This window comes from Actinophytocola sp., from assembly GCF_035712165.1.
Lineage (GTDB): Bacteria > Actinomycetota > Actinomycetes > Mycobacteriales > Pseudonocardiaceae > DASYTH01.
Genome location: NZ_DASTBH010000308.1, coordinates 1 through 16,837 on the forward strand (window position 1 = coordinate 1; position 16,837 = coordinate 16,837).

The 16,837-nt window shown below is 70.1% G+C and carries 21 protein-coding genes; 3 read left to right on the plus strand and 18 right to left on the minus strand.

The features are described from left to right. Window positions 1–887, plus strand: an 887-nt coding sequence (locus VFO68_RS17480) for a hypothetical protein (RefSeq protein ID WP_325159368.1), incomplete at its 5' end; no start/stop codon positions are given. A 60-nt stretch (window positions 888–947) separates the two neighbouring features. Here the strand turns inward: VFO68_RS17480 and VFO68_RS17485 are convergent. The 14 genes from VFO68_RS17485 to VFO68_RS17550 form a co-directional block, all read right to left on the minus strand. Further along, window positions 948–1,316: a F0F1 ATP synthase subunit epsilon gene (locus VFO68_RS17485; protein ID WP_325159369.1), complete on the minus strand. Its 369-nt coding sequence runs from the start codon at window positions 1,314–1,316 to the stop codon at window positions 948–950. 27 nt (window positions 1,317–1,343) lie between these two features. Next, window positions 1,344–2,771, minus strand: coding sequence for a F0F1 ATP synthase subunit beta (atpD, locus tag VFO68_RS17490; protein WP_325159370.1), 1,428 nt, complete (start codon window positions 2,769–2,771; stop codon window positions 1,344–1,346). A 2-nt stretch (window positions 2,772–2,773) separates the two neighbouring features. Beyond that, entirely contained in the window at window positions 2,774–3,724 is a 951-nt protein-coding gene (locus VFO68_RS17495; protein WP_325159371.1) for a F0F1 ATP synthase subunit gamma, read from the minus strand. 5 nt (window positions 3,725–3,729) lie between these two features. Continuing rightward, window positions 3,730–5,376: a F0F1 ATP synthase subunit alpha gene (atpA, locus tag VFO68_RS17500; RefSeq protein WP_325159372.1), complete on the minus strand. Its 1,647-nt coding sequence runs from the start codon at window positions 5,374–5,376 to the stop codon at window positions 3,730–3,732. A gap of 52 nt (window positions 5,377–5,428) precedes the next feature. Further along, window positions 5,429–6,247 carry a F0F1 ATP synthase subunit delta gene (locus tag VFO68_RS17505; RefSeq protein WP_325159373.1) on the minus strand — a complete coding sequence of 273 codons (819 nt, stop codon included), beginning with the start codon at window positions 6,245–6,247 and terminating at the stop codon, window positions 5,429–5,431. Next, complete coding sequence (gene atpF / locus VFO68_RS17510; RefSeq protein ID WP_325159374.1) at window positions 6,247–6,807, minus strand: F0F1 ATP synthase subunit B; 561 nt, start codon at window positions 6,805–6,807, stop codon at window positions 6,247–6,249. Before atpF ends, VFO68_RS17505 begins: the two co-directional genes overlap by 1 nt. Further along, entirely contained in the window at window positions 6,807–7,307 is a 501-nt protein-coding gene (locus VFO68_RS17515; protein ID WP_325159375.1) for a F0F1 ATP synthase subunit B, read from the minus strand. Before VFO68_RS17515 ends, atpF begins: the two co-directional genes overlap by 1 nt. Window positions 7,308–7,312: 5 nt before the next feature. Continuing rightward, entirely contained in the window at window positions 7,313–7,567 is a 255-nt protein-coding gene (locus VFO68_RS17520; RefSeq protein WP_325159376.1) for a F0F1 ATP synthase subunit C, read from the minus strand. Between the two features lie 60 nt (window positions 7,568–7,627). Then, window positions 7,628–8,362, minus strand: coding sequence for a FoF1 ATP synthase subunit a (locus VFO68_RS17525; RefSeq protein ID WP_325159377.1), 735 nt, complete (start codon window positions 8,360–8,362; stop codon window positions 7,628–7,630). Next, a complete protein-coding gene (locus VFO68_RS17530; RefSeq protein WP_325159378.1) occupies window positions 8,359–8,766 on the minus strand; it encodes a hypothetical protein in 408 nt (135 codons plus the stop codon). The genes VFO68_RS17525 and VFO68_RS17530 overlap by 4 nt, the downstream gene beginning before the upstream one ends. A gap of 16 nt (window positions 8,767–8,782) precedes the next feature. Then, a complete protein-coding gene (locus VFO68_RS17535) occupies window positions 8,783–9,028 on the minus strand; it encodes an AtpZ/AtpI family protein (RefSeq protein ID WP_325159379.1) in 246 nt (81 codons plus the stop codon). Between the two features lie 332 nt (window positions 9,029–9,360). Continuing rightward, window positions 9,361–10,515 (minus strand): MraY family glycosyltransferase, encoded by a 1,155-nt coding sequence (locus VFO68_RS17540; RefSeq protein ID WP_325159388.1) that lies wholly within the window; start codon window positions 10,513–10,515, stop codon window positions 9,361–9,363. Between the two features lie 101 nt (window positions 10,516–10,616). Then, a complete protein-coding gene (locus VFO68_RS17545) occupies window positions 10,617–11,267 on the minus strand; it encodes an L-threonylcarbamoyladenylate synthase (RefSeq protein WP_325159380.1) in 651 nt (216 codons plus the stop codon). A gap of 144 nt (window positions 11,268–11,411) precedes the next feature. Further along, window positions 11,412–12,230, minus strand: a complete 819-nt coding sequence (locus VFO68_RS17550; protein WP_325159381.1) for a tetratricopeptide repeat protein — start codon at window positions 12,228–12,230, stop codon at window positions 11,412–11,414. Between the two features lie 68 nt (window positions 12,231–12,298). Between VFO68_RS17550 and VFO68_RS17555 the strand changes: the two genes are divergently transcribed. Continuing rightward, on the plus strand, window positions 12,299–13,039 hold the full coding sequence (locus tag VFO68_RS17555; protein ID WP_325159382.1) for a hypothetical protein: 741 nt from the start codon (window positions 12,299–12,301) through the stop codon (window positions 13,037–13,039). Here the strand turns inward: VFO68_RS17555 and prmC are convergent, their stop codons facing one another. The 3 genes from prmC to rpmE form a co-directional block, all read right to left on the minus strand. Then, entirely contained in the window at window positions 13,040–13,912 is an 873-nt protein-coding gene (prmC, locus tag VFO68_RS17560) for a peptide chain release factor N(5)-glutamine methyltransferase (RefSeq protein ID WP_325159383.1), read from the minus strand. A 4-nt stretch (window positions 13,913–13,916) separates the two neighbouring features. After that, a complete protein-coding gene (prfA, locus tag VFO68_RS17565; protein ID WP_325159384.1) occupies window positions 13,917–14,993 on the minus strand; it encodes a peptide chain release factor 1 in 1,077 nt (358 codons plus the stop codon). 72 nt (window positions 14,994–15,065) lie between these two features. Further along, a complete protein-coding gene (gene rpmE / locus VFO68_RS17570; RefSeq protein ID WP_325159385.1) occupies window positions 15,066–15,284 on the minus strand; it encodes a 50S ribosomal protein L31 in 219 nt (72 codons plus the stop codon). A gap of 240 nt (window positions 15,285–15,524) precedes the next feature. Here rpmE and VFO68_RS17575 point away from each other — a divergent pair, with 240 nt between their 5' ends. Next, window positions 15,525–15,902 carry a hypothetical protein gene (locus VFO68_RS17575; protein ID WP_325159386.1) on the plus strand — a complete coding sequence of 126 codons (378 nt, stop codon included), beginning with the start codon at window positions 15,525–15,527 and terminating at the stop codon, window positions 15,900–15,902. A gap of 45 nt (window positions 15,903–15,947) precedes the next feature. On the opposite strand, the gene rho is transcribed toward VFO68_RS17575, so the two are convergent. After that, window positions 15,948–16,837: transcription termination factor Rho (gene rho, locus VFO68_RS17580; protein WP_325159387.1), on the minus strand; the 890-nt coding region annotated here is incomplete at its 5' end.

Below are 16,837 nucleotides of genomic sequence, written 5' to 3' on the forward strand. Positions count from 1 at the left end.
ACGGAACGTCCCGGCTGGTGTTCGAGACCCCGGAGCCGGCACCCGGCCGGTTCGGCGTCCAGTTCGGGCCGGAGGGCCGCACCGTCCTGGTGCTGGACCCGGGCACCCCGCTGTGGTTCTCCGCCGCGCCCATCGCCGGTCCGAACGGCCGGCTGACCCGGGACTGGCGGCCGCTGCCGGCCGCCGACGGCGTCGCGATCACCCAGGTTCCGGACACCGCGGTGGCCGGTGACGCCCGGGTGCTGGCCCGCCCGACCCGCCCCGCGGCGGACGACCGGGGCGCAGACGCGGTGCGCCTGGAATGGTCCGCCGAATACGTGGAGCACGCCAAGGCCGGTCGGCCGACGCAGCGCCAGGGCCGCCCGACCGGCCGGCCGGCACTGGCCTGGACGGACGAGGCGGCGCGCCGGATGATGGTCGGCAACCCCGCGCGGCCGATCCCGTACGAGGCGGGCGAGCCGATGCTCACCTTCGTCGATGGCCTCGAACAGGCTGGGATGCTCGACTTCGGCTTCCACTATCAGGGTTGGGGCAGTTGGTCGGTGATTGGCGGGCTGAGCGACGGCCGCACCGTGATCGTCTCCGAGATTGTCGAGGACGCCCGTCCCAGCCGGATCTTCGCGGTGCTGCTGAACCCGGACGGCTCGGTGAGCGACGCGGTGCGCGGCGACCAGCCCGATCCGTCTGTCCCGCTCCCGGTCCACCTGCGCCTGCCGGATCACCAGGGCTGGATCGTCGCCGACTACGGCGCCGCGCTGCGGTACCGGGCCATCCCCGGCGGGCCGTTGCTGGACGCCGCCCGCGACGCCGCCCTGGTGCCGGACACCGCCCTCCAGGTCGAGGTGAGCCGCGGTGGCGCCGCCACCGTGGTCGGCCTGCCGCGCTGAGGGGCGCAACGCCAGGACGCCCCCGGGTTGGACCCGGGGGCGTCCTGAGCTGTGGTGCGGTCAGACCGGTTGGTGGCCGGCGGCGCGCAGCCGGGCCCTGGCCCGGATGCGGGTCTCCTCGTCCTCACTCTGGAAGTCGAGTTTGGCCTGCTCGACGTCGATCTCGTCGCGCAGTTCGGCGCCCTCGGCGAGGATGCTGACACCGCGTTCGGTGACCGAGAGGAAACCGCCGTGCACGGCGGCGTGCACCTCCTGGCCATCGGTGGTGTCGATCCGGACCATCTCGCCCTCGACCAGTTCGGCGACCAGCGGGATGTGATGCGGCAGGATGCCGATCTCCCCCTCGGTCGTCCGGGCGAACACGAACGTGGCTTCACCGGTCCACAGTTGACGGTCCGGCGCGACCAGCTCGACGGACATCTCAGCCACGGCGATCTCCTTGGTATACGGGCGGAATCACTGCTTGGAGGTCAGCTCCTTGTGCCGGCGCTCCAGGTCCTCCAGCCCGCCGATGAGGAAGAACGCCTGCTCCGGGATGTGGTCGAAGTCGCCCTTGGAGAGCTTGTCGAACGCCTCGATGGTCTCCTTGAGCGGCACGGTGGAACCCGGCTGCCCGGTGAACTGCTCGGCGGCCATCATGTTCTGCGACAGGAACCGCTCGATCCGCCGCGCCCGGCCGACCAGCTGCTTGTCCTCTTCGGACAGCTCGTCGATACCGAGGATGGCGATGATGTCCTGCAGGTCCTTGTACCGCTGGAGAATCCGGATGACCTCCTGCGCGACGCGGTAGTGGTCCTCGCCGACGATGGTCGGGTCGAGGATCGTCGAGCTGGACGCCAGCGGGTCCACCGCGGGGAAGATGCCCTTGGAGAACACGTCACGGGACAGCTCCGTGGTGGCGTCCAGGTGGGCGAAGGTGGTGGCCGGCGCCGGGTCGGTGTAGTCGTCCGCGGGCACGTAGATCGCCTGCATCGAGGTGATCGACCGGCCCTTGGTCGAGGTGATCCGCTCCTGCAGCTCGCCCATCTCGTCGGCCAGCGTCGGCTGGTAACCCACCGCGGACGGCATCCGGCCGAGCAGCGTGGACACCTCGGAACCGGCCTGGGTGAACCGGAAGATGTTGTCGATGAACAGAAGGACGTCCACGCCCTTCACGTCGCGGAACCACTCGGCCATGGTCAGCGCGGACAGCGCGACCCGCATACGGGTGCCCGGCGGCTCGTCCATCTGACCGAACACCAGCGCGGTGTCCTTGAGCACGTTGGCTTCCTGCAGCTCCAGCCACAGGTCGTTGCCCTCGCGGGTGCGCTCACCCACGCCGGCGAACACCGAGGTTCCCTTGTGCACGCGGGCGATGCGGTTGATCATCTCCTGGATCAGCACCGTCTTGCCCACACCGGCGCCGCCGAACAGACCGATCTTGCCACCGCGCACGTACGGGGTGAGCAGGTCGATCACCTTCAGGCCGGTCTCCAGCATCTCGGTGCGACCCTCGAGCTGGTCGAACGCCGGCGGCTTGCGGTGGATGGACCACCACTCCAGGTCCTTGCCGTAGCCCGGCTCGTCCAGGCAGACGCCCAGCGCGTTGAACACATGGCCCTTGACCTCGTCGCCGACCGGCACCGAGATCGACCGGCCGGTGTCGACCACCTCGACACCCCGGACCAGCCCGTCGGTGGGCTGCATGGACACGGTACGCACCACGTTCTCGCCGAGGTGCTGCGCGACCTCGAGGGTCAGCGTCTTGGCCAGCTGCTCGAACTCGATTTCGGCGTGCAGCGCGGAGAACAGCTCGGGCACCGAGTCACGCGGGAACTCGACGTCCACGACGGGACCGATGATCCGCAGGACGCGGCCGGTGTTGGTGGATTCTGTGGTCGTCATCGCTAATCACTACTTCCTGCGGCAGCGGCGAGCGCGTTGGCGCCGCCGACGATCTCGCTGATCTCCTGGGTGATCTGAGCCTGGCGGGCCCGGTTGGCTTGCAGCGTCAGGCCCGTGATGAGCTCGTTGGCGTTGTCGGTCGCGGCCTTCATCGCGCGGCGGCGCGACGCCGACTCCGACGCCGCCGACTCCAGCAGGGCGGTGTACACCCGGGTGGACAGGTAACGCGGCAGCAGCGACCCGAACAGCGCGTCGGCGTCCGGCTCGAACTCGTAGAGCGTCGGCTCCCCGCCGACCTCGGAGCCGTACTCGACCTCGATGGGCGCCAGCCGGTGCGCCACCGCGACCTGGCTCAGCATGCTGCGGAACTCGGTGTAGACGATGTGGATCTCGTCGGCGTTGAGCGCCTCGGCGCCGTCCCCGGTCCCCAGCGGCGCCTCGTCGTCCGAGGCGTACTCGGTGCCGGCGAGGAACGCGGTCACCAGCGTCCGCGCGATCGTCGCGGCGGCCTCATAGGTCGGCTGCTCGGAGAACCCGGTCCACGCCTCGGCGACCGCGCGCTGCCGGAACCGGTAGTAGTTGAGCCCCTTGCGGCCGACGACGTACAGCACCGGTTGCTTGCCCTGGTCCCGGAGCAGCGCGAACAGTTCCTCGGCCCGACGCAGCACGTTGGCGTTGTAACCGCCGGCCAGGCCCCGGTCGCTGGTCACCACGAGCACCGCGGCCAGGTCCGGGTTCTCCCGCTCTACCAGCAATGGGTGGTCCAGGGCGGCGGTCTCGGCCAGCGCCGAGACCACCCCGGTGATCCCCTCGGTGTAGGGACGGGCCGCCTCCACCCGCGCCTGCGCCTTGGCGATGCGCGAGGTGGCGATCAGCTCCTGCGCCTTGGTGATCTTCCGCATGGACTTGGTGGCGCGGATGCGCCGCCGCAGGACCCGGAGTTGTGCAGCCATACCGACTAGCCCTTCTTCGGCGCCGGCCGCCGGACCTTGACCGACTCACGGCCCTCGGAGTCCGGATCCATGGCGTCCGCCGCGGCCTCGTTGACCACCGAGCTGCCGTCCGACGCGGTGAAGTTCTTCTTCACCTCGTTGATCACATCGATCAGCCGCTGCTCGGAGTCGTCGGACAGCTCGCCGCTCTCGCGGATGTCGGCCAGCAGACCCTCGGCGTGGTGCCGGGCGTGGTCGAGCAGCTCCGCCTCGAACCGCTTGATGTCGCCGACCGGGACCGTGTCCAGGTGGCCCTGGGTGCCCGAGTAGAGGACCACCACCTGCTCCTCGGCCGACATCGGCGCGAACTGCGGCTGCTTGAGCACCTCGACCAGACGCACGCCACGGTCCAGCTGGGCCCGCGAGGTGGCGTCCAGGTCGGACGCGAACGCGGCGAACGCCTCCAGCTCCCGGTACTGGGAAAGGTCCAGCCGCAGCGAGCCGGCGACCTTCCGCATGGCCTTGATCTGCGCGCTGCCACCCACCCGGGAGACCGAGACACCGACGTTGATCGCCGGCCGGACACCCTGGTTGAACAGGTCGGTCTCCAGGAAGCACTGACCGTCGGTGATCGAGATGACGTTGGTCGGGATGTAGGCCGAGATGTCGTTGGCCTTGGTCTCGATCAGCGGCAGCCCGGTCATCGAACCGCCGCCCAGCTCGTCGGACAGCTTCGCGCAGCGCTCCAGCAGGCGGGAGTGTAGGTAGAACACGTCGCCGGGGAACGCCTCGCGGCCCGGCGGGCGGCGCAGCAGCAGCGAGATGGCGCGGTACGCCTCGGCCTGCTTGGTCAGGTCGTCGAAGACGATCAGAACGTGCTTGCCCTCGTACATCCAGTGCTGGCCGAGGGCCGAGCCGGTGTAGGGGGCCAGCCACTTGAAGCCGGCGGCGTCGGACGCGGGCGCGGCGACGATCGTGGTGTAGGCCAGCGCGCCGGCGTCGTCCAGCGCCTGCCGGACACCGGCGATCGTGGTGCCCTTCTGGCCGATGGCCACGTAGATGCAGCGCACCTGCTTCTTCGGGTCGCCGGTCTCCCAGTTCTGCTTCTGGTTGATGATCGTGTCGACGCAGACGGCGGTCTTGCCGGTCTTGCGGTCGCCGATGATCAGCTGGCGCTGGCCGCGGCCGATCGGGGTCATCGCGTCGACCGCCTTGAGGCCGGTCTGCAGCGGCTCCTTCACCGGCTGCCGCTCGACCACGGTCGGAGCCTGCAGCTCCAGCGCACGCCGGTCGCTCGCCTCGACGTCCCCGAGTCCGTCGATCGGCTCGCCGAGGGGGTTGATCACCCGGCCGAGGAAGGCGTCGCCGACCGGCACCGAGAGCACCCGGCCGGTCCGCTTCACCGACTGGCCCTCTTCGATCTTGTCGAAGTCACCGAGGATGACCGCGCCGATCTCGTGAACGTCGAGGTTCTGGGCGACGCCGAGCACCCCGCCCTCGAACTCGAGCAGCTCACTGGTCACCGCCGACGGCAGACCCTCGACACGGGCGATCCCGTCGTAGGCCTCCGAGACGTTGCCCACCTCCTCGCGCGAGGGCTCGGGCGAGAAGTTGGAGACGTAGTTCTCGATCGCGCTCCGGATCTCGTCTGAGGAGATCGTCAGCTCCGCCATGGCTTTTGGGTCCCTGTTCTCTGTGTTCTCTCGTGTGGTCAGTGGGGGCGTCTCACCCGGACAGTCGCCGGCCGGCGGCCGCCAGCCGCGTCGCGACGCTGCCGTCGATCAGTTCGTCGCCGACGCGGATCACCAGGCCGCCGAGCAGCTCGGGGTCCAGCTCGACCTGCACGTCGATCGCGCGGCCGTAGATGCGGGACAGCACGTCGGCGAGTCGGCGCTCCTGCTCGGCGGACAGCGGCGCGGCGGCCCGCACCAGCGCGACGGACCGGCCGCGCCGTTCGGCGGCCAGCTCGGCGAGCCGGTCCACCAGCGCGTCCAGGCCGCGGCCCCGGGGGAGCCGGATCACCTGGCGCAGCAGCTGCTGCGTTGCCGGCTTGACCTTGGCCGAGATCAGCCGGTCGAGCAGCTGCAGCCGCCCTTCGGCCGGCTTGGTCGCATCGGTGAGCAGCTCCTGCAGCTTCGGCTCCGCGGCCAGCACCCGGCCGAACCGGAACAGCTCGTCCTCGACGTCGGAGAGTGCGTCGTCCCGCTCGGCCGCGGCCAGTGCCGCGTGCCGGGTCAGGTTCTCCACCGCGTCGACCAGGTCCCCGCTGGTCGACCACCGGCTGGACACCAGTTGCTGCAGGATCCCCAGCGCGGTGTCGGAGACCTTGCCGCCGAACACGGTGTCGGCCAGACGCCGGCGCCGGTCCTCGGCGACGGCCGGGTCGGCAAGGTGCCGGCGCAGCACGCGCTCCGCGTGGAGCACGCCCGCGATCGCGAACAGCTCGTCGCTCAGCGACCGCAGCGGGTCCGCGCCGGCGCCGGAGACCTGCTCCTCGAACGCCTTGCGCGCCGCGGTCATGGACTCCCGGCTGGCGAACTGCATCAGCTCTCCCCCTTGCTCGTCGCGGCCGTCCTGGTCCGGCGCGACCGGGTCTTCGGCTCGGCGGCGGCCGGCGCGGCCATGGCCTCCAGCTCACCGAGGAACCGGTCGACCGTGGCCGCCCGCTTGGCGTCGGTGGACAGGTGACCGCGGACCAGCTCGGACGCCTCGGTCACGGTCAGCTCGCCGACCCGGGTCCGCAGCTCGCGCATCACCTGCAGCCGCATCGAGGCGAGATCGTCCTGGCCGCGCTGGCGCAGCCGCTCGACCTCGCGGTGGGAGAACTCGCGCATCTCCTCGACGATGCGCTGCGCATCGGCCCGGGCGCCGTCCCGGATCTTCGCCGCCTCGGTGCGTGCCTCGGCGACGGCCTCCTGGAACTTGGTCTCGGCCATCGCCAGGCGCCCGCTGGCCGTGTCGGCGAACTCGACCTGCTTGCCGATCGTGCCCTGCTGCTTGCGCATCATGTCGCGGATCGGCGGCACGACGTAGCGCCAGATCACGGCGACCACGACGATGAAGGCGAACAGTTCCGCCAGCCATTCCGCCAGCCAATGGGGCATCAGCGTGCTCCCTTTCGCCCTGTGCCGCCCTTGGCCTCGCCGACCACCCGGTCGGCCAGGTCACTGGCGAGCTGGTGCACGGTCGGTTCGAGGTCGGCCAGCACCCGGTCCCGTTCCTGTCCGAGCTGCTCGGCCGCCTGCTCCCGGAGCTGGGCGACGTCCGCGTTGGCCCGGGCCCGCATCTCGTCGAGTGCCTTCTGCCCTTCGGCCCGGGCGGCGTCCCGGATCCGGCCGGCCTCCACCCGAGCTTCGGCCAGTGACTGCTGGTACCGCTCCTCGGCCTGCCGGAACTTCTCCTCGGCCGCCCGGCTCTCGTCGAGCGAACGCTGCACCATCTCGTTGCGTTCCCGCATCGCTTTCCGGACCGGGGGCACGATGAAGCGGAAGAACAGGAACAGCACGACCAGAATGATGATCGTCTCGACGATGATGGTGCCGTTCGGCAGCAGGAAGTTCTCTTTCTCCTGCCCCTCCTGCGCCATCAGTTGAGTGGTACTCATGAGCGTCAGGCAGGGAAGACGAAGAGCAGCAGTGCGGCGAACGCGAGGTTGATGAAGTAGTTGCCCTCGGCGAGGCCGACCGTCAGGAAGAACGGAGTGAACAACCGGCCCTGCGCCTCCGGCTGCCTCGCGACACCGGCGACGAGCTGGCTACCGGCCAGGCCGTCACCGATGGAGGCGCCAGCGGCACCGCCGGCGAGCGCGAGGCCGCCGCCGATGTAAGCACCAGCAGTGATGATCGCGTCTCCAGTATCCGCCATGGGATTTCTAACCTTTCTTGTTGAGCAACGCTTGACGTTCGGTAAACGCTGGCCGAGGAATCAGTGTGCTCCCTCCGACCGGTCCTCCATCGACTGTGCGAAGTAGATGATGGTGAGGAACGCGAAGATGAAGGCCTGCACGAGCCCGATGAAGGTGTCGAACAGTTTCCATCCGGCGATCGGAAGCCACGAGACGGCCGCCGGGATCAGCGCGAAGAGGCTGAGCATCACGCCGCCGGCGAAGATGTTTCCGAACAGTCGCAGCGAGTGCGACACGACGCCGGTGATCTCCTCCATGAACCACAGCGGGGCCAGCTTGGGCTGGTGGCCCTGCGCGATGTGGCGCAGCTGCCGGCCCGGGCCGCCGTGGGCCCGGGAACCGGAGACCTGGCGCCAGAAGAACACCAGCAGGGCCATCGGGTAGACCAGGTTCACGTCGGCGGTGGGCGGCGGCATGACGTGGTGCAGTGGCAGCAGCACGATCCAGTTGCAGGCCAGGATGAACACGAACAGCGTCACCGACAGCGGCACCAGGAACGGCGCGGTGCGCACGCCGATACTGGTCTCCACCTGGTTGCGCAGGAAGCTGGTCACCGACTCGAAGAACAGCTGGCCGCCGTTGGGCACCTTCGACGTGGCCCGGGCCCGGACCCAGAAGCCGAGGCCCACCACGATCGCGGCACCGAACAATGTGCCCAGAATGGTGTCGAGGTGGAAGGTCATGCCGAGGAACTCGGCCTTCCAGTGCTTTCCGACCTCGATCTCGGTTTCGGCGGCGAGTACGTACCCCGTCACTTCCGACGCTCCTTCAGGACCGGCTGGGCCGTGGTGGCGATGATGATCACCTGGAAAATCGCGAGACCGAAGAAGACACCGAGTCCGTCCGGCCGGACGAAGATGCCGAGCGCGAACGCGATCGCGGTGATCACCATCAGGCGCGGCACCGAGGTGCGGCCGATGGCCGTGCGGCTCGGGTTCGGGCTGGAGATCACCTTGGCGACCGATTTCTGCAGCATGCGCGTGTTGACCGCACCGAGGGCCAGTCCGATGGCACCGAGGATCCCCATCACGATGTGGTCGAGCAGCCCGCACACCACCAGGCCGACGACGGCGACACCGGCGGCGATCAGAACGGGCTTGCGCAGGCTGACGACGGCGCTGGCCGGGACGTTCGCCGCAGCGGCTTGCATGGCTGACACGACTGGACCCTCGACCTCAATCCTTCATGAAGTTACGGAACTTGACGTACGCGTAGTAACAGGCGGTGATCATGCCTACCGCCAGACCGATCAACACGAAGACCGGAAGGGTGTCCGCCTTGGAATCTACGAACCATCCCAACAACATGCCACCGGCGATCAACCCCGCGATCGCCGAGCCGACGCCGATGAGCTCCCGCGGGCTCGCCGGCCTGTTCGGCACGGTATGCCTACCGGAGCGCTGCAGCAGCGTGATGATCACTCAAGTGCAGCTCTCCTTCGTCGGTCGGTGTGATTGTCAACGGCTCTTACCAGGCACAAGACCGGGGATTCACCGCAGACGCGGCCGGCGTCCCTTTCGTCCCAGGGACAATCGGGACGCTACCACACGGTTGGTTACCGACTTTCGCTCGGGGAGCGCAGGTCAGAATGCCGAGCGGGAACGCACTCCACCGGATCGGGGGATGTGGCGGCGACCACTTCCACGGGCGTGGCTGAATCGATTCATCGCGCTCTTATGGCCACTGCCGGCTGGCGTACCGGACAATGGCGCCGAGCCGGTTGACAGTCCACTGTGGAGCGAACCGGCGCGGGTCAGGAGCGACGAACGTCACGCAATCGGGGGATGGCGGAAACCAGCAGCGCGAACAGCAGGCCGATCCCGAAGCCCCACACCACCACGAACGCGTCGAACAGGGTCAGCGCCACCGTGCCGAAGGCCAGCACCGCCGCCCACAGGTAGATCAGCAGGACCGCCCGGCGCTGCGAGTGGCCGATCTCCAGCAACCGGTGGTGCAGGTGCATCTTGTCGGCGTGGAACGGGGACAGGCCCTTGCGGGTCCGCCGGACCACCGCCATCAGCAGGTCCAGCAGCGGCACGAACAGCACGGCGGCGACCACCAGCAGCGGCGAGAGCAGCGCCAGCGTGTTCGCCACCGGGCTCCCGCCGATCAGCAGGGAGGTCTTGCCGGACGCGGACGTGCTGGACGCGGCCAGCATCAGCCCGATCAGCATCGACCCGGAGTCGCCCATGAAGATCTTCGCCGGCTGGAAGTTGTGCGGCAGGAAGCCAAGACAGGCGCCGGCCAGCGTCGCCGCGATCAGCGCCGGCGCGTAGTTGAGCACGTCGCCGCCGGTCACCTTGAGCAGGTTCAGCGAGAAGGCCAGCACGGCGCTGGCCGAGATCAGCCCGATCCCGGCGGCCAGACCGTCCAGTCCGTCCACGAAGTTCATCGCGTTGACCATGGTCACCACGATCAACACGGTCAGCAGGCCGCCCTGGTTCTGGTCCAGGATCAGCACCGGGCCGTTCTCGCCGCTCCAGGGCATCCAGAGCAACACCCACTGCAGGCCGAGCAGCACCAGGATGCCGGCCGCGGTGGTCTGGCCGGCGAGCTTGGTCAGCGAGTCCAGCTCGAACCGGTCGTCGAGTAGGCCCACCATGACGATCACCCCACCGCCGATCAGCACCGCGACCGGGTCCAGCGAGAAGTCGAACGCCCGGCGCAGCACCGGAAGCTGGTGGGCCAGCAGCATTCCGCCGCACACCCCGATGTACATGGCCAACCCGCCGAGCCGGGGCATCGGCTCGGTGTGCACGTCCCGCCCGCGCGGGTAGGCGACCGCGCCGATCTTGAACGCCAGCCGCCGGACCGGGCCGGTGGACAGCAGCGTCAGCGCGGCGGCGGTCAGCACGACCAGCAGGAACTCCCTGATCGGAAGTCCCGCCGGAGTGTAGGGAGGGGCCAACAAGGTCGATCAGCTCCGACCGGACCGGTGGTCCGGACCCCAGAACGGCGTGCTGACGGGCAAGTAGATCTCCTCGAGCTGTGGCTCCCCTGGGCGCCAGGCTACCGGGCGCGTTCGACCTCGACGCCCAGCACTTCGGCGATCGCCTCGATCTTCACCGCGCCTTCACGCAGCACCAGCGGGCCGTCCCCGGTGAGGTCGACGATCGTGGACGGCACCGGGTCCCCGCTCGGGCCCCCGTCCAGGTACACCCGCACCGCGTCGCCCAACTGCTCGCGCGCCTCGTCGACGGTGGATGCCGGCGGCAGCCCGGACCGGTTCGCGCTGGACACCGCCATCGGCCCGGTCTCCCGCAGCAGCTCGATCGCCACCGGGTGCAGCGGCATCCGGATCATCACGGTGCCCCTGGTGTTGCCGAGGTTCCAGGACAGCGACGGCGCGTGCCGCAGCACGATCGACAGGTCACCCGGCCAGAACGCCTCGATCAGCGCCCGGGCGTTGTCCGGCACGGACAGCACCAGCCCGTCGATCGTGGTCCAGGAGCCGACCAGCACGCCGACCGGCATGTCCGGACCGCGCTCCTTGGCCGCGAGCAGCGAGTTCACCGCGGACAGCGAGAAGGCGTCCGACCCGATGCCGTACACCGTGTCGGTCGGGATCACCACGAGCTGACCGGCCCGCACCGCGCTGGCCGCCGCCGTCAGACCGTCGGCCCGCTCCCGCGGCCGGCTGCAGTCATAGACCGTGCTCACAGTCCCGCCTCTCCGAAATTTACTGCTGTCGTGGCGGTGAGTGGACACCGCTCGGTCGGCAGGGTTCCGATGGCTGGGTTGCGTCCCGTTCCCCTTGGCCGCGGTTGGCAGGCACGCTCGCTCACGAGTGCGAACCCTATCGGCTCAGATTCCGGGCTTGACGATCGAGCGGGCGATGGCCTCGGCGCGCAGCTGCCAGGCCTGGCGGCGGAACCGCAACACGACCAGGCCCAGCAGGATGGCGCCGGTGAGCACTCCGGCGATCACCAGACCGACGCTGTCCAGCGCGCCGCCGGCCACCACCGTGGTCAGCCCCAGCGAGATCACCAGCACGGTCAGGCTGAGCGCGACCCCCTCCGGCGCCCAGCCCCACCGCCGGCCGGCGGCCACCTCGGCGCGCAGCCGCAGCGCCCCGCGCACCAGTTCGTCGTCGTCCACGTCGAGCTCGAGGATGCGACGCGCGGCGCGCTCGCAGGTCGCCAGCTGGTGCGCGCTGGTGATCACCAGCGTCTCCTCGGCGGTCTGGCTGCGGCACTGCTCGGCCACCGAGCACCACGTGCTGGCCAGGTAGTAGCGCAGCACCGGATCGTCGGGCCGGTCGGCGACCATGCGCTCCAGCTCGGGGATCGCCTCGGCCGCCCGGCCCTCGGCGACCAGCAGCTGGGACCAGCCGAGCCGGGCCAACTGGTTGGCGGCGTCGGCGGCCAGCGCCCGCCGGTAGCAGCCGGCGGCCAGCCGCCACCGGCCGCGGGCCAGGTGCACGTCGCCGATCCCCACCTGATCGTGTGGATCCTCGCGCACCGTCGCGGCCCGCTCGAACTCCTCGAGCGCCTCGTCCAACCGGCCCGCGACCAGCGCGGACCGGGCACGGTCGAAATACCGGCGGCCCTCGGACGGCTCCCCGTCCGGGCCGGCCGGCCCGATCTGCCATTTGCCGACGACATCTTGCCAAGCCCGCAGCATTGGATCACCCAGGTCGGCAGGCTACTCTCAGTACGCCCATGTCGGGGGTCGCGCGTGTGGAAGTGCCCATGATCGGTTGGCTGGCGAGCCGACGCGGCCGGATCAGCTCACCATGGCTGGCCGGCGCTTTTGCCGTCGCCTACCTGATTGCCAGCGTGCTGCTCGGCGTCGCACTGCTCACCGCGCCACCCGATCCCTCGAGCGATGCCACCCCTGTGGCGAGCACACCCCGCTACGAGTTCGAGCCGGCGCCCACCCAGCCCGCCGAGCCGACGCCGACCCCTCCCGAGCAGCCGCGCTCCGGGGACCTGTCCAGCACCGAGGCGACCATCACCGCGACACCGCGCCGGCCGGAGCCACCGCCGCCCGCCGCCCCCACAGGGTTTCGGCAGGTGACCGGTCCGGCCGGGCTGCGCACCGTGGTGCCGAGTGACTGGCGCTCGATGCCCAGCACCGGTCCGGGCGCGGAACAGGCCACCGACCCGGCGGACGCCACCCGCTACGTCAAGTACGGCGGGGCGGCGGCGCCCGCGACCGGCATCGAGTCCGCACACGTCCGGTTCGAGAACGGGTTCGCCGCGCGGACCGACGGCTACCGGCGGATCGCGCTGTCCTCAGCGAGCTACGACGGGCACGCGGCCGTGGAATGGGAGTTCGAGCACCGCGACGGGCCCGCCGTCAAGCACGTGCGCTCGCTGTACTGGCGCACCGACGGCAAGGAGTACTTCCTGCTCGCGGCCGCCCCGGCGGACGAGTGGGCCGAGATGAAGCCGATCTACGACACGATGGTCGCCAACGCCGAGCCGTGATCACAGTGCTTTTCGGCTGGCGGTGGCGAAGCGGGGCCGGCCGGCGAGATCCACATGGTCGGTCACGTCGGTGAGCAGGCGGCGGGCGGCCAGCAGCGCGGGCACCGACTCGCCGTGCGTGTCGTCGTGCTCGATGGCCACCCGGCCGCCCGGGGCCAGCAGCCGGGCCGCGCACCTGACCACGTGCCGGATCGCGTCGAGACCGTCCGGTCCGCCGAACACCGCCTGCCCCGGGTCGTACTCGGCGACCTCCGGCGGCACCTCGGTGCCCAGCGGGACGTAGGGCGGGTTGCACAGCACCAGGTCCACCCGGCCGTCCAGATCGGACAGCAGGTCGGGGTCGGCGACATCGCCGGCGTGCAGCCGGATCGGGGTGTCGCCGGCCGCCGACCGGTGCTCGGCGTTGCGCCGGGCCCAGGCCAGTGCCGCCGGATCGAGGTCGACGGCGTGCACCGTGGCGTCCGGCCGTGCGGCCGCAACGGCCAGCGCGAGCGCGCCGGACCCGGTGCACAGGTCCACCACCGTCGGCCGGCGCACCGCTTCCAGTTCGGCCAGACCCCAGGCCAGCAGCAGTTCCGTCTCCAGGCGGGGCAGGAAGACCCCCGGCCCCACCATGATCGTGATCGAGCCCATCGCCACCCGGCCGGTCAGGTGCTGCAGCGGCACCCGGCGAGCCCGCTCGGCGACCAGCCGGTCGATCGCGTCGCGCACCGGCGGGTCGACCAGCGGCACCAGCGCCAGCCTGGTCCGTTCCACCCCGAGCACGTGGGCGGCCAGCAGTTCGGCGTCCACCCGGGGGCTCGCCACCCCCGCGTCGGCCAGCCGGCGTTCGGCGGCCAGGATGGTCACCCGCAGCGGCAGGCGCCCGGTCACGGTGTCATCCACCGGCGTGTGCCGCGAGGCGCTCGGCCAGGTCGGCCTCGGCGAGGGCGTCCAGCACCCCGTCCAGGTCACCGTCGATGACCTGGTCGAGGTTGTAGGCCTTGTAGTTCACCCGGTGGTCGGAGATCCGGTTCTCCGGGAAGTTGTACGTTCGCACCCGCTCGGACCGATCCACCGTGCGCACCTGGCTGCGCCGGGCGTCGGCGGCCTGCTTGGCCGCCTCCTCCTCGGCCGCGGCCGCCAGGCGGGCCCGCAGCACCTCCATGGCGCGGGCCTTGTTCTGCAGCTGGGACCGCTCGTTCTGGCAGGAGACCACGATCCCGGTGGGCAGGTGGGTGATCCGGACCGCGGAGTCGGTGGTGTTCACGCTCTGCCCGCCCTTGCCGGAGGAGCGATACACGTCGATCCGCAGGTCCTTCTCGTCGATCTCCACGGCCACGTCGTCGGACACGTCCGGATAGACCAGCACGCCCGCGGCGGAGGTGTGGATGCGGCCCTGGGACTCGGTCACCGGCACCCGCTGCACCCGGTGCACCCCGCCCTCGAACTTCAGCCGCGACCAGACGCCGTCCGGCCCGTCGCCCCGGCCCTTGATCGCGACCGTGGCGTCCTTGTAACCGCCCAGGTCGGACTCGGTGCCGTCGAGCACCTCGGCCTTCCAGCCGTGCCGCTCGGCGTAGCGCAGGTACATGCGCAGCAGCACCCCGGCGAACAGCGCCGACTCCTCGCCGCCCTCCCCGGACTTGATCTCCATGAGCAGGTCGGAGGAGTCGTAGGGGTCGCGCGGCGCGAGCAGCTCGGTGAGCTTGGCCTCCAGCGCCGGGATCCGAATTGCCAGGGTCTCGGCCTCGGCGGCGAACGTGTCGTCCTCGGCGGACAGCTCCCGGGCCGCGGTGAGATCGTCGCGCGCCGTCTCCAGCTCGCGCAGCGTCTTGATCACCGGGCTCAGCTCGGCGTAGCGGCGGCCGAGCTTGCGGGCCTGGGTCTGGTCGGCGTGCACGGCCGGGTCGGCCAGGGCTTGCTCCAGCTCTCCGTACTCGGTGAGCAGGTCACCGAGCGTCGAGGAGTCCACCGTTGCCTCCTGAGGGCGGACACGACAACGGCGCCCACCCGGTACGCGTGCGGGTAGGCGCCGTGCGCGTGACTACTGCTTCTTCTGACGCTTGCCGTAACGCGCCTCGAAGCGCGCGACCCGGCCGCCGGTGTCGAGGATCTTCTGCTTGCCCGTGTAGAACGGGTGGCAGTTCGAGCAGACCTCGACGTGGATGCTGCCGGAAGCCTTGGTGCTGCGGGTGGTGAAGGTGTTGCCACAGCCGCAGACCACCTCGGTGACGACGTACTCCGGGTGGATACCGGTCTTCACAGATCTTGTCCTCTCGTTGCGGCCGCCGGGTCCCCATTGGGCAGCAGGGGTGAACCGGAGCCGGACTCGACCCATCATTTTGCCAGACACTGGAACGCGCCGGGCCAGACGGGTATTCCTCATCAGTGCGTAACCGGTTAACTACCGCTCGTCGCACACCAACGTCCTCTGAGCGCAGGTTTGCCATCGGTCACCGATTGTGCCCGATCGACTCCTCAGTGAAACAGCACACTGAAGGCCGTGCCATTCGATGAGCACCGACTGCTCTCGATCCGGGCCTGGCTGGCACTGCCGGTGCTGTTCGCCGCGGCGGTGCTGGGGCTGACCGGATTCGGTGGCGTGCTGCTCGACGCCGACTGGGAGGTCGCACTGTCCTCCTGGGTGTTCGGCCCGGCCGCGGGCGTCACCGCGCTCCTGGCCGGCGGGGTGGACTGGACCCACCCCCGGCAGCGCTGGCCGGTCGGCATCGGCTACCCGCTGCTGGTCTTCGCGGTTGGCCTGCTGCTCGCCCCGTTCTCGCTGCCGGCCCCGATCGCCATGGCCGTCGGCACCCCGGCGCTGGTCACCCTCGGCGTGCTCATCGCCCGCGAACGCGACAAGGTCATCCCCATCGCGTGAACAAGGGGGCCCTTCGGGGAAGGGCCCCCTTGTTTCCGAGCCGGATCAGTCGTCGTTCATCGACGGGGTCGTCTTGGCGACCTGCATCAGGAACTCGATGTTGGTGCGGGTCTTGCGGAGCCGGTCCAGCAGCAGCTCGATGGCCGCCTGGCTGTCCAGGGCGTGCAGCACCCGGCGCAGCTTGACCGTGACCGCCAGCTCGTCCGGCGAGAGCAGCAGCTCCTCCTTGCGGGTGCCGGACGGGTCGACGTCCACCGCCGGGAAGATGCGCTTGTCGGCGATCTTGCGGTCCAGCTTCAGCTCGGCGTTGCCGGTGCCCTTGAACTCCTCGAAGATCACCATGTCACCCGCGGAGCCGGTCTCCACCAGCGCCGTGGCGAAGATGGTCAGCGAACCGCCGCTCTCGATGTTACGCGCGGCGCCGAGGAAGCGCTTCGGTGGGAACAACGCGGTGGAGTCCACACCACCGGACAGGATCCGGCCGGACGCGGGCGCGGCCAGGTTGTAGGCACGGCCCAACCGGGTGATCGAGTCCAGCAGCACGACCACGTCGTGACCCATTTCCACCAGGCGCTTTGCCCGTTCGATGGAGAGCTCGGCCACGGTGGTGTGGTCCGACGGCGGGCGGTCGAAGGTGGAGGCGATGACCTCGCCCTTCACCGACCGCTGCATGTCGGTGACCTCTTCCGGCCGCTCGTCGACGAGCACCGCCATCAGGTGGGCATCCGGGTAGTTCGTCGCCATCGCGTGCGCGATGGCCTGCAGGACCGTCGTCTTGCCGGCCTTCGGCGGCGACACGATCAGGGCGCGCTGGCCCTTCCCGATCGGCATGACCAGGTCGATGATCCGCGTGGTCATGATGTGCGACTCGGTCTCGAGGCGCAGCCGGTCGTTCGGGTAGAGCGGCGTGAGCTTGGTGAACTCCGCGCGGTGGC

What these genes read in the sequence shown, in the direction of transcription:
- VFO68_RS17555 (WP_325159382.1), top strand. Translation starts at nt 12,299, where the DNA reads ATGATCGGTTGGCTGGCGAGCCGACGCGGCCGGATCAGCTCACCATGG.
- VFO68_RS17505 (WP_325159373.1), bottom strand. Translation starts at nt 6,247, where the DNA reads ATGCAGTTCGCCAGCCGGGAGTCCATGACCGCGGCGCGCAAGGCGTTC.
- VFO68_RS17520 (WP_325159376.1), bottom strand. Translation starts at nt 7,567, where the DNA reads ATGGCGGATACTGGAGACGCGATCATCACTGCTGGTGCTTACATCGGC.
- VFO68_RS17515 (WP_325159375.1), bottom strand. Translation starts at nt 7,307, where the DNA reads ATGAGTACCACTCAACTGATGGCGCAGGAGGGGCAGGAGAAAGAGAAC.
- atpA (WP_325159372.1), bottom strand. Translation starts at nt 5,376, where the DNA reads ATGGCGGAGCTGACGATCTCCTCAGACGAGATCCGGAGCGCGATCGAG.
- atpF (WP_325159374.1), bottom strand. Translation starts at nt 6,807, where the DNA reads ATGCCCCATTGGCTGGCGGAATGGCTGGCGGAACTGTTCGCCTTCATC.
- atpD (WP_325159370.1), bottom strand. Translation starts at nt 2,771, where the DNA reads ATGACGACCACAGAATCCACCAACACCGGCCGCGTCCTGCGGATCATC.
- VFO68_RS17495 (WP_325159371.1), bottom strand. Translation starts at nt 3,724, where the DNA reads ATGGCTGCACAACTCCGGGTCCTGCGGCGGCGCATCCGCGCCACCAAG.
- VFO68_RS17550 (WP_325159381.1), bottom strand. Translation starts at nt 12,230, where the DNA reads ATGCTGCGGGCTTGGCAAGATGTCGTCGGCAAATGGCAGATCGGGCCG.